The 11,404-nt window shown below is 35.0% G+C and carries 12 protein-coding genes; 9 read left to right on the top strand and 3 right to left on the bottom strand.

The features are described 5' to 3' along the window. The 3 genes from porG to EIG86_RS05870 form a co-directional block, all read right to left on the bottom strand. A complete protein-coding gene (porG, locus tag EIG86_RS05880) occupies positions 1-711 on the bottom strand; it encodes a type IX secretion system protein PorG (RefSeq protein WP_127845236.1) in 711 nt (236 codons plus the stop codon). Positions 712-809: 98 nt separating this feature from the next. After that, a complete protein-coding gene (locus EIG86_RS05875; RefSeq protein WP_127845235.1) occupies positions 810-1,694 on the bottom strand; it encodes an NAD kinase in 885 nt (294 codons plus the stop codon). Between the two features lie 22 nt (positions 1,695-1,716). Then, positions 1,717-2,373 (bottom strand): CBS domain-containing protein, encoded by a 657-nt coding sequence (locus EIG86_RS05870; protein WP_127845234.1) that lies wholly within the window; start codon positions 2,371-2,373, stop codon positions 1,717-1,719. 88 nt (positions 2,374-2,461) lie between these two features. Here EIG86_RS05870 and EIG86_RS05865 point away from each other — a divergent pair, with 88 nt between their 5' ends. The 9 genes from EIG86_RS05865 (at position 2,462) to clpX (ending at position 11,340) form a co-directional block, all read left to right on the top strand. Then, positions 2,462-3,175 (top strand): pyridoxine 5'-phosphate synthase, encoded by a 714-nt coding sequence (locus EIG86_RS05865; RefSeq protein WP_127845233.1) that lies wholly within the window; start codon positions 2,462-2,464, stop codon positions 3,173-3,175. After that, the gene (locus EIG86_RS05860; RefSeq protein ID WP_127845232.1) at positions 3,176-3,943 is read left to right on the top strand and encodes an alpha/beta fold hydrolase; all 768 of its coding nucleotides are present in this window, start codon (positions 3,176-3,178) and stop codon (positions 3,941-3,943) included. A 108-nt stretch (positions 3,944-4,051) separates the two neighbouring features. Continuing rightward, on the top strand, positions 4,052-5,308 hold the full coding sequence (locus EIG86_RS05855) for an OmpP1/FadL family transporter (RefSeq protein ID WP_127845231.1): 1,257 nt from the start codon (positions 4,052-4,054) through the stop codon (positions 5,306-5,308). Positions 5,309-5,318: 10 nt separating this feature from the next. Further along, the gene (locus tag EIG86_RS05850; protein WP_205030462.1) at positions 5,319-6,851 is read left to right on the top strand and encodes an SGNH/GDSL hydrolase family protein; all 1,533 of its coding nucleotides are present in this window, start codon (positions 5,319-5,321) and stop codon (positions 6,849-6,851) included. A gap of 86 nt (positions 6,852-6,937) precedes the next feature. Next, the gene (locus EIG86_RS05845; RefSeq protein WP_127845229.1) at positions 6,938-7,279 is read left to right on the top strand and encodes a phage holin family protein; all 342 of its coding nucleotides are present in this window, start codon (positions 6,938-6,940) and stop codon (positions 7,277-7,279) included. 36 nt (positions 7,280-7,315) lie between these two features. After that, on the top strand, positions 7,316-7,903 hold the full coding sequence (locus EIG86_RS05840) for a CPBP family intramembrane glutamic endopeptidase (RefSeq protein WP_127845228.1): 588 nt from the start codon (positions 7,316-7,318) through the stop codon (positions 7,901-7,903). Between the two features lie 102 nt (positions 7,904-8,005). Beyond that, complete coding sequence (tig, locus tag EIG86_RS05835) at positions 8,006-9,328, top strand: trigger factor (RefSeq protein WP_127845227.1); 1,323 nt, start codon at positions 8,006-8,008, stop codon at positions 9,326-9,328. A gap of 101 nt (positions 9,329-9,429) precedes the next feature. After that, positions 9,430-10,104 carry a ClpP family protease gene (locus EIG86_RS05830; protein WP_127845226.1) on the top strand — a complete coding sequence of 225 codons (675 nt, stop codon included), beginning with the start codon at positions 9,430-9,432 and terminating at the stop codon, positions 10,102-10,104. Positions 10,105-10,107: 3 nt separating this feature from the next. Next, complete coding sequence (gene clpX / locus EIG86_RS05825; protein WP_127845225.1) at positions 10,108-11,340, top strand: ATP-dependent Clp protease ATP-binding subunit ClpX; 1,233 nt, start codon at positions 10,108-10,110, stop codon at positions 11,338-11,340. The last annotated feature ends 64 nt before the right edge of the window (positions 11,341-11,404 follow it).

Below are 11,404 nucleotides of genomic sequence, written 5' to 3'. Positions count from 1 at the left end.
CTAAAATTTACAATAACATGGGCGTCTGCCAAAGGTATAAGTCAAGGTTATCCCTGAAAAAATATACCAATCGTTCATATTTGAATTGCCAAAGGTAGGATAATTTGTTTGACTACTAATTTCTTCTGAGGCACTTCCGTCTAAATTATCTGTAAAGGTGTATCGAGCACCAAATTCTGCAGCTAAAATCAATTTTCGAGAAATTGTGGCTTTGACGCCAATTACCATTGGTAAAGAAAAAGTACTAATGTCGTCTCCTTTCATCAATTGGCCGTCTCTTTCAAAAAATTCATTAGAAAAAAAATAGGTAATCCCAGTATATAGATATGGAGTGATTTGTGGGCGTTTGGAATCATGCAGATTCCACTCCCAAAACGTATACTCTAAACCGGCAGATAATTCAGTGAGTTCGGTTTCGAATTTGAAACCTCTGCTGTTTCTTCGTCCATCTTCAGCATTATTGTCATTTCCAAAAGTTTCTCCTCTAAGTACAGAAAATCGAAAAGAATGCCTTGGGCTTCTATTCCATTTGAAAATGCCTCCAAAAGCCATTTTCTTTCTCGCCAAATAATCGCCTGGTTTCATGAATGAACTTGACCCAACATCACCAATATAATTTAGTCCACCGAACAAAATACCGGCTTCGTAAGTTTGAGCTGAAGTAGTGTTCATTATACAAAAAATAGAGATGGTCAGTATTATATATCTCATAGATTTTCAAAAGTTTGCAAATATATGAATATTGTGCGCACAGATTAATATTTTAAATATTTTGTATCTAAAACATCTTAAATTGTATTTTATTGCTTTTAGTTGCGCTTATCTTGACCCCAAAGTAGTTTTTTTCTTAATGTTGTGATGAAGCTGTCATCTTCTAACCAGACCAAATTTATTTTGAAATCTGATTTTTTGATACAAACTGTGGTCTCGTTTTCCAAGCTTGCAAGCCGAGAATCTAAGGAAATAAGATATTGATTTTCACGTCCAGAAATTTTTAATTTAATTTCTAGATTGTCAGGAATTATTAAAGGTCTGGCGTTTAGATTGTGCGGAGCTATTGGTGTAATTGCAAGACTTTTAGTCTGTGGAGTGATAATTGGTCCGCCACAACTGAGAGAATATCCAGTAGATCCTGTTGGGGTAGAAATGATAATGCCGTCCGACCAGTAAGAATTGAGAAACTCATCGTCCAGCCAAGTTTCTATAGTAATCATAGAAGTCGTGTCTTTTCGACTTATGGCTACTTCGTTGAGCGCAAAATTGAAGGGTTCTAAAACATTGTTTTCAGGTAAGCAAGAAACTTCAAGAAGTGTTCTTTTGGAGACTTTATAGCGCTTGTCCAAAATTTTTGTAATACTATCTTTAATTTCTTTTTTGTGAATTGTAGCCAAAAAACCAAGTCGACCTGTATTGATTCCGATAATTGGAATATTGAGATCTTTTATAAATTTTACAGCGGACAGAATCGTTCCGTCGCCACCAATAGTGAAAAACAAATCGAAACTTTTATCTAAAGAAATAAATGTTTTATAGTCGCTGTCTTCTGAAATCATTTTTTTATTTCGAAGCAATGATAAATAATGGTGTTCTAATTCGAATTTCACACCATACTGATCTAAAACTTCTAATAATTGTTGCAAATATTTTTCGGTTTCAGGATAAAACGATTGTCCAAAAATTGCTACTTTTTGCATTTGAATTATATTTTTTTAGTGACTAAATATCTAAATATTTATTCAAATAATCAGCATGTTCTTTAAGGTCTTCTGTAAACAAATCTTCAGGATGCTCGCTTTTTATTTCGTAATCATACCTCCTGAAAGTTTGTAGTATTTCATTAAGACCTTGATGCTCTACTTTCAGTGTAATTTCCACGAAATCTTCATGTAAATTACTTACAAAAACGCCAGAAAGCTTGGCGTTCTGAGATTCTATCAACTGGGAAACTTCGCTAAAAGCAAATTTATCTTTGGCTTTAGTCAATATGATAACTTCTCCTTCATTCGCTATAAAAGGACTTTCGCCAAAAAGATCTAACGCATCAACCAGTTTCATTGCACCAACATAATTTTTTTGGTCATCCAGAATTGGCAAAAGATTCGTTTGATGATTCACAAATTGGTGAATCAAATCCAAACTCGTTTTGTGAGTTTCTGTGAAAAAAATGTCCAATAAATAACGGTGGTTTTCTAAAATGTCTTCTGCAGGCAAATCTACAAGATCTTCTTTCTGAATGCTTCCAACAAAGTTACCTTTTGAAAACACAGGTAAATGATTAAAATTTTGATTTCCGAAAACTGACTTCAAATTTGAAATTTCGATAGAAATATCAATTTGCTGAATATCAGTATCTATAAATTCTTGCCAAATCATCAATTTTGTTTTATTGCAAAATACGGAAAAATGAAAGCAAAGTCTCATATTTGATTGTATTTTTGTTTGAAATCTTAAATTTTTTAAAATGATAAGACTTAGTGTTAATATCAATAAAATTGCTACACTTAGAAATGCGCGTGGTGGAAATGTGCCAAATGTCATAGAAGCAGCCAGGCGTATAGAAGGTTTTGGTGCGCAAGGTATTACTGTTCATCCTCGTCCAGACGAACGACATATTCGTTATAATGATGTGAGACAGCTTTCTAAAACTGTAAATACAGAATTCAATATAGAAGGCAATCCAAATCAACAATTTATAGATTTGGTACTTCAGAACAAACCTACTCAAGTTACCTTAGTTCCAGATTCCGAAGATGTTTTAACCTCTAATGCAGGTTGGGACACGCTAAAACACGCTGATTTTTTGAAAGAAGTGATTGCTGAATTCAAATCTCATAATATAAGGACTTCAATTTTTATCGATCCACAACAAGATATGATTGAAGCTGCTGCCAAAACTGAAACTGATCGAATAGAACTTTATACTGAAGCTTACGCTGTCAATTATCATAAAGATAAAAAGTTAGCTATAAAACCTTATCGGGAATGTGCTGAATTGGCAAAAAAACTTGGGTTAGGAATCAATGCTGGACATGATTTATCATTAGAAAATATTTCATTTTTTGCTAAAGAAATCCCTTTTTTAGATGAAGTCTCTATTGGTCACGCATTAATTTCTGAAGCTTTATATGAAGGCTTGGAAAGTGTTATTAAGCAATATTTACAAAAATTGAAATAAATGAAGCTACATTCAAAAATTATAGGCAAAGGTCGTCCATTAATTATTTTGCATGGATTTCTAGGCATGGGAGATAATTGGAAAACCTTAGCCAACCAATATAGTGACGAGGGTTTTGAAGTGCATTTAGTAGATCAGCGTAACCATGGCAGAAGTCCGCATGATGAAGCTTTTAGTTACGAATTACTTGCAGAAGATTTGAAAGACTATTTTGAACAGAAATCTTTAGATAAAGCTTGTATTATAGGACATTCTATGGGAGGTAAAACAGCAATGATGTTTGCGACTATGTTTTCTAAAAAAGTAGAAAAATTAATTGTAGTAGATATCGCACCTAAATATTACTCGCCGCATCATCAAGATATTTTACAAGGATTAAGCGCCATATCCAATGCAGAACTGACTTCGCGTTCCGATGCTGATGAATTGCTTGGCAAATACATTAAAATAAAAAGTGTAAGGCAATTCTTATTGAAGAATTTGTACTGGAAAACCAAAGAAAAATTAGCTTTAAGAATGAATCTAGACGCTCTGAAAGCCAATATAGATGAATTAGGGAAATCGATTCCAAATAACTTAACTTATGATGGCGATGTTTTATTCATTAAAGGAGAAAATTCAGATTATATTCTTGAAGATGATCACGAAATGATAAGCAAACATTTCAAAAATAATACAATAAAAGTTATATCAAATGCTGGGCATTGGGTTCACGCAGAACAGAGAAAAACTTTTTTTGAAACAAGTATGAAGTTCTTAGAAGTTTAGAAAAATATAATGCGTGCATAATATTTTCTATTTTTCGTTGTCAAATTATTAAATTATGCTAAATTTGATTTAAAATTTTGTGCAAATTCACAACAAAACACATTCAAAATGAAGAAAATTCTATTATCGGGGATGCTTATGTTTTTAGCATCTGCAGCAGTTTATGCAGGCGGTTATCGCGTAGCGGCACAAGGGCAGAGGGCTTTGGCTATGGGACATGCCGGCGTTGGAGTCGTCAATAGTGCCGAAACGGCATTTTTCAATCCTTCTGGATTGGTGTATTTAGAAGATAGATTTACGGTTTCAGCCGGAATTACTGGTGTTTTTTCAAACGTCAAATGGCAGAATGAAAATACAGGTCAATTTGCAGAAACAGATAGTCCAATGGGAACACCATTTTATTTTCATGCCAGTTATAAAATTAATGAATGGTTAGCTGTTGGTTTAACAGTAACTACGCCTTTTGGAAACACTGTAGAATGGGAGAAAGACTGGGAAGGTTCTCATCTTGTCAATGATATAGAATTGGCAGCAATATTTGTACAACCATTATTGTCTGTGAAATTATCAGAACATTTTAGTATTGGTGGTGGACCAATTTATGCAACAGGAAATGTAAATTTCAACAGAAATGCCAACCGAACTTTGACCAATGAAGAAGGTGAGCGTTCCAATATTACAATAGATGATTCTGGAGTGACTAATTGGGGTTGGAGTGCAAGTTTTATGTTTACACCAATAGAAGAATTAAGAATCGGCTTCAACTACCGTTCAGAAATTATTCTGGATGCAGAAGGCGGTGAAGCCACTTTTAGTGAATTTCCTGATTCTAGTTTAACCCCACAAAACGGAACAACAGAATTTAATGCATCTTTACCAATGCCAGCAGAATTGACCATTGGTTTTGCTTACGAAATGAATGAAAAATGGTTGTTTGCATTTGATTATCAGAGAGCGTATTGGGATGTTTATAACTCCTTAGATATAGAATTCGCAGACCCAAGTCTAGGAACATCTATCAACCCAAGAAACTATAAAAACGCATCTACTTACAGATTTGGTGCGCAATATATAGCTAATGACAAGTTGACTTTAAGAGCTGGTTATTATTTTGACGAGTCTCCTGTACAAGCTGGCTTTTTTGCACCAGAAACACCAAGAAATGATGCTAATGGTTATACAGCAGGGCTTTCTTTTAATGTTACTGAGAGTTTAGCAATTGATGCTTCATTTTTATACTTAAGATTCAAAGAAGTAGATGCTTCTTACGATTCCTATTTTGAAAATGGACAAGCTGTTCCATTTAGAGGAACTTACAAATCCAGCGCATTCTTACCTGGTATAGGTGTAACTTATAAATTATAAAACTATGAAAATGAATAAAATATATTTGAAGTTTTTGCCATTAGTCGCATTTGGATTTTTGGCTTGTGAACCAGAATTCGATGAATCTGTTGAAGAAAACGAAATGTACACTGCTGGAGAGGCCGACTTTTCTACATACGTTGCTGTAGGTAATTCTTTAACTGCTGGTTATGCGGACAATGCTTTGTATCGCCAAGGACAAATGAATTCTTTGCCAAACATTATGGCAGGACAGTTTGAGCGTGTCGGTGGTGGAGAATTTACTCAACCTTTAATGGCCGATAATCTTGGTGGCTTGAAATTGAATGGACAAATTATTTCTGGGAATAGACTTGTCTTATCCACTACATCTGGTAGTCCATCTCCAGCTCCGATTGCTGGTGAACCACAAACTGAAGTTACAAATAAACTTTCTGGATCTTTCAATAATATGGGTGTGCCAGGCGCAAAAAGCTTTCACCTTGCAGCACCAGGCTATGGAAATGTTGCTGGGGTAGCTTCTGGTCAAGCTAATCCTTACTTTGCTAGATTTTCGTCCTCAGACAATGCAACTATTATTGACGATGCTCTTGCACAAAACCCAACGTTCTTTTCTTTATGGATTGGGAATAATGATATTCTTGGTTTTGCCACTTCTGGAGGTGCAGGTGTAGATCAAACCGGTAATTTGGATCCTTTAACTTACGGAGGAAATGATATTACAGATCCAAATGTTTTTGCACAAACTTATTCAGATTTAGCTAGTAGCTTAAGCGCAAATGCTTCTGGTGGTGTAGTTTATAATATTCCAAATATTACAAATATTCCTTTTTTCAATGTAATTGCACCAGATGTTGTGCCTCTTGATGAGCAGACAGCAGCTCAACTAAACGCAGGTTTCCAAGCTTATAACTCACAAGTTTTACCAGGATTAGTTCAATTTGGAATTATTTCAGCAGAAGAAGCTCAATTAAGACAAGTAAATTTTCAAGCTGGAAATAATTACGTAACACTAGTCGATGAAGATTTAACAGATATAAGTCAAATTTTACAAGGACCGCCGTTTAATTTACCAGCGCAACAAGCTCAACTTTTAGGTCAAATCAGACAGGCCAATGATAATGATTTGATTCCGCTTACAGCATCATCTGTTATTGGAAGTACAGTTGGTGGCGATCCAACTCAGATTAATGGGGTTTCAATTCCGTTAAGCGACCAATATGTGTTGACTAGTTCTGAAATAGAAATGGTTCAAAATGCACGTATGTCTTACAACGCTACAATTCAATCTATTGCTGAAGCAAATAACTTAGTTATGGTAGATGCTGACGCCTTGCTAAGCGATGTTTCTCAAGGTATTCCTTTTGAAGGTGGAATCATTACTAGTGAATTTGTTACAGGTGGTGGTTTTTCTTTAGATGGTGTGCATTTAACGCCAAGAGGTTACGCTTTAGTAGCCAATGAAACTATAAGATTAATTAACCAAAAATACGGTTCTAACATCCCACAAGTTATTCTTGGTAGCTATGGAACAATAAACTTTAGTGATGATGTGATGAATTAAATTACTTTAGTCACATACTAAAAAACTGCCTGCGCTTATTTTTTAAGTTCAGGCAGTTTTGTTATTTTAACCAAAATTTTTAGCAGATGAAAACACTTTTGCAAATTCTCCTAACAGGAATCATCGTTTTGATGTTGTCCAACATTTTACCAGGCGTATATGTCTCAGATTTATTTACAGCAATTGTCGTTGCAGCGGTGTTGTCACTCCTGAATATTTTCATCAAACCAATTTTAGTTATTTTCACTTTACCTGTCACTATACTTACTTTTGGCTTGTTTCTGCTGGTGGTCAACGCTATCATTATTCTTATTGCCAATTGGTTGATCGATGCTTTTCAAGTGGACGGATTTTGGTGGGCTTTACTGTTTAGTATTTTACTTTCATTTTTGCAATCTATTATTTTTGCACTTGCCGAAAGACGGTAATTCAACATTGAAAATAACGCATTTTAAAAATAATTCATGCAAATTAGTAAAAAAGCGCTTCTAGCTGTTTCCGTATTTACCCTATTTGGATTCAGTTTTATAGCTTATTTTATACTTAGTTTTTCTTCAGAATTCAGTTACGCTCAAATTTTTGAAACGGATCAAGCATTAGTCTCCACTCTCATAGGTTTAGGTGTCGGTACATTAGCAGGACTAATAGCGATCGGTTTATTGGAGCTTCCATTTCTAAAAGAAACTAGAACTTTTTACACCAAAATGTTTCAGAATATAGAATTGAATTGGAGCGATATTTTATTTTACTCATTCTGTGCTGGCGTTGGCGAAGAAATTTTATTTCGTGGTGCGCTTCAGCCTTTGCTCGGCCTTTGGTTTACCGCCGTTATTTTTGTTTTTCTTCATGGATACTTAACCGTAGCCGACTGGAAAAAAAGCATGTACGGCTTATTTCTGATTTTGGTTTCAGCTGCATTCGGATACCTTACAGAATACTTCGATATTTTCGCTGCTATGGCAGCACATTTTATTTATGATGTCATTATGTTCGCAAAACTAATGTATGATGGCAAATCTTTAAAAACTGAAAACAATGAAAGTGAAGCCTAAACATTTATCTTCATTTTCAACGGCTTTAGGCTCAGTTTTAAAAACTTGGTAAGCAGTGAAATAAATTGTAATTTTGCATTTTTAAAAAAATAATCATTCAGAATGAATATAACGAGAGAAGACAAAGACAAATTGAATGCTGTTGTAAAAATCGACATCGCAAAAAGTGATTATGCTCCAAAAGTAGAAAAAGTGCTTAAGGACTATAGGAAAACAGCCAATATTCCTGGTTTTAGAAAAGGAATGGTACCGATGGGATTGATCAAAAAACAATACGGTCAGGCAGTTTTAGCTGATGAGGTGAATAAGCTTTTGCAGGAATCACTCAATAATTATATTACAGAAGAAAAACTAGAAATTCTCGGTAATCCGCTACCTAAACCTCAAGACGATTTGAATTGGAATGCAGACGATTTCAGTTTTGAATTCGAATTAGGTTTAGCACCAGATTTTGAAGTTAATTTGGAAAATAAAGAGCCAATTACATACTACAAAGTCAAAGCTGATGAAGAAATGGTGGACAATCAGTTGAAAACTATTCAGCGTCAATACGGCAAAATAGTTTCTCAAGAAGAAGTCAAAGAAGGATTTACTGTAGTAGGAACATTCCATAATGAAGAAGAAAACATCGATAACGAAGCTACTTTCAAAGTAGATGATATTGAAGGAAAAACCAACCAAAAAGAACTTTTAGGTGCTAAAGTCGGCGACCAAGTCACTTTGAAAACCAACAAACTTTTTGAAAACGACGAAACTTTAGCTTCTCATTTAGGTCTAGAAAAAGACCAAGTCGAAGATTTAAAAGTTGAAGTTACTTTTACTGTTAAAGAAATCAACGAGCAGGTTTTAGCAGAGCTGAACCAAGAATTGTTCGATAAAGCTTTTGGTGAAGGCGAAGTTACTTCAGAAGAAGAAGCCAAAACTAAAATTGAAGAGCAATCTAAAGACACATTTCAACAACAAGGTGATCAGAAGTTTTTCAATGATGTTACTGAATACCTTATAGAAAATGCTGACATGGAATTGCCAGCAGAGTTTTTACAAAAATGGCTTCAAACACAAGGTGAAACAGAACTCACAGAAGAAGAAGCTAAAGAGGAATACGAAAAGAGCGAGAAAGGCATCAAATATCAATTGATCGAGTCTAAGATTGCAAAAGACCACGACATCAAAGTTGAGGTTGAAGACATCAAGTCTGTGGCTAAAGATAAAATCAAAGCACAAATGATGCAGTTTGGACAAATGGATTTGCCAGAAGAGCAAATGGAAGGCATTATCCAGAATGTACTCTCTAATCAAGAGCAAGTCAAACAATTTTCTGAAGAAGTAATGGTGCAAAAGTTACTAGAACTTTACAAGGAAAAGCTGAACGTCAACGAAGAAGAAATCACTTATAAAGAATTTGTAGACAAAGTCTATAAATAAATATTCAACTGCTTTTGCTTAATGTCGAGTTAACATTTAGCAAAAGCAGTATTTTAAGTCTTACTTTCCAACTATATTCGCTACAAAATTCAGACGATATTATGAACATGGATAAAGAATTCGAAAAATTTGCCACCAAAGATCAAGGTGTCAACAGTAATTATTACGATAAAATCATCACCAGTATGATGCCAGTTGGGATGACGCCTAATATCATAGAAGAACGCCAAATGAACGCCGTTGCTATGGACGTTTTCTCTAGATTGATGATGGACAGAATTATATTTTTAGGCACACCGATCAATGATCAAGTGGCGAATATTATTCAAGCACAACTTCTTTTTTTAGAAAGTACCGATTCTTCTAAAGATATTCAGATTTATATCAATTCTCCAGGTGGAAGCGTTTATGCTGGACTCGGAATTTACGATACAATGCAATTTATAAAACCTGATGTAGCAACCATAAATACAGGAATTGCAGCTTCTATGGGTGCAGTTTTACTTTGTGCTGGAACCGATGGAAAAAGAAGCGGTTTGCCACATTCTCGCGTGATGATTCACCAACCGATGGGCGGCGCACAAGGTCAAGCGGATGACATTCAAATTACAGCCAAACAAATTGTGATGCTAAAAGAAGAATTGTATCAGATTTTAGCTAAACACACAGGAAAAGAATACGACACCGTTTTTGAAGATGGCGATAGAGATTTTTGGATGAAAGCAGAAGAAGCCAAAGATTACGGAATGATTGATGAAATTTTGAAAAGAGATTAAATTATGGCCAAAGAAGTTTTAGAATGTTCATTTTGTGGCCGAAAAAAAGCAGAAACCAACTTGCTTATTGCCGGTCTTGATGCTCACATTTGTGATAAATGTATTGAGCAAGCGCACGGCATTGTTTTAGAAGAATCTAAACAAGACAGCAAGCACGAGTTAACCACAGAATTGAAACTCAGAAAACCAAAAGCCATAAAGAGCTTTTTGGATGAATACGTGATTGGTCAAGACCAAACCAAACGTGTGATGTCTGTGGCGGTTTACAATCATTACAAAAGATTATTGCAACCAAAATCCAAGGACGATATTGAAATTCAAAAAAGTAATATCGTTATGGCTGGACAAACTGGTACAGGTAAAACTTTGGTTGCCAAAACCATAGCCAGAATGCTGAATGTGCCGCTTGCAATTGTAGACGCAACTGTTCTAACTGAAGCTGGCTATGTTGGCGAAGATGTTGAAACTATTTTGACCAAACTTTTGGCTGCAGCAGATTATAACGTTGAAAAAGCTGAACACGGAATTGTTTTTATAGATGAAATCGATAAAATTGCTAGAAAAAGCGACAATCCATCCATTACCAGAGATGTTAGTGGCGAAGGCGTTCAGCAAGCTTTATTGAAACTTCTGGAAGGTACAAGCGTCAACGTACCACCAAAAGGCGGCAGAAAGCATCCAGACCAAAAATTTATTGAAGTCAATACAGAAAATATTTTATTTATCGCTGGTGGTGCATTTGATGGTATTGAAAGAAACATTTCAAAACGCCTAAACATGCAAGCTGTAGGTTATGGCGCGTCCAAAGAAGGTGAAGGTGTGGATAAAGAAAATATTCTGAAATACATCATTCCAAAAGATCTAAAAGATTATGGTTTGATTCCTGAAATTATTGGTCGTTTGCCAGTGTTAACCCACATGGATCCGCTAGATAAAGCGACTTTGAGAAGAATTCTAACCGAGCCGAAAAACGCTATCATCAAACAATACGAAAAGTTGTTTGAAATGGACAATATTAAATTTGAAATCACCGATGGTGCGTTGGATTTCATCGTGGAAAAAGCAATAGAATACAAACTCGGAGCAAGAGGACTTCGCTCACTTTGTGAAGCCATTTTAACCGACGCGATGTTCGATTTGCCAGAAAGTGATGAAACAAAATTTAAAGTCACAAAATCTTATGCTGAAAAAGCTTTAGATAAATCTGGAATACGACAATTGAAAGCAGTAAGCTAAAAACAAATAAAAATTCTTTCTAAAAAATCCCAAATACATTGTATTTGGGATTTTTTTGTTGAAT

Source organism: Psychroflexus aestuariivivens (genome assembly GCF_004010055.1).
Lineage (GTDB): Bacteria > Bacteroidota > Bacteroidia > Flavobacteriales > Flavobacteriaceae > Psychroflexus > Psychroflexus aestuariivivens.
This window is presented reverse-complemented; position numbering and strand designations above follow the sequence as displayed.

Coding starts and splice junctions, on each gene's coding strand:
- EIG86_RS05845 (WP_127845229.1), top strand. CDS start 6,938: ATGAAAACACTTTTGCAAATTCTCCTAACAGGAATCATCGTTTTGATG.
- EIG86_RS05850 (WP_205030462.1), top strand. CDS start 5,319: ATGAATAAAATATATTTGAAGTTTTTGCCATTAGTCGCATTTGGATTT.
- tig (WP_127845227.1), top strand. CDS start 8,006: ATGAATATAACGAGAGAAGACAAAGACAAATTGAATGCTGTTGTAAAA.
- clpX (WP_127845225.1), top strand. CDS start 10,108: ATGGCCAAAGAAGTTTTAGAATGTTCATTTTGTGGCCGAAAAAAAGCA.
- EIG86_RS05865 (WP_127845233.1), top strand. CDS start 2,462: ATGATAAGACTTAGTGTTAATATCAATAAAATTGCTACACTTAGAAAT.
- EIG86_RS05830 (WP_127845226.1), top strand. CDS start 9,430: ATGAACATGGATAAAGAATTCGAAAAATTTGCCACCAAAGATCAAGGT.
- EIG86_RS05840 (WP_127845228.1), top strand. CDS start 7,316: ATGCAAATTAGTAAAAAAGCGCTTCTAGCTGTTTCCGTATTTACCCTA.
- porG (WP_127845236.1), bottom strand. CDS start 711: ATGAGATATATAATACTGACCATCTCTATTTTTTGTATAATGAACACT.
- EIG86_RS05860 (WP_127845232.1), top strand. CDS start 3,176: ATGAAGCTACATTCAAAAATTATAGGCAAAGGTCGTCCATTAATTATT.
- EIG86_RS05870 (WP_127845234.1), bottom strand. CDS start 2,373: ATGATTTGGCAAGAATTTATAGATACTGATATTCAGCAAATTGATATT.
- EIG86_RS05875 (WP_127845235.1), bottom strand. CDS start 1,694: ATGCAAAAAGTAGCAATTTTTGGACAATCGTTTTATCCTGAAACCGAA.
- EIG86_RS05855 (WP_127845231.1), top strand. CDS start 4,052: ATGAAGAAAATTCTATTATCGGGGATGCTTATGTTTTTAGCATCTGCA.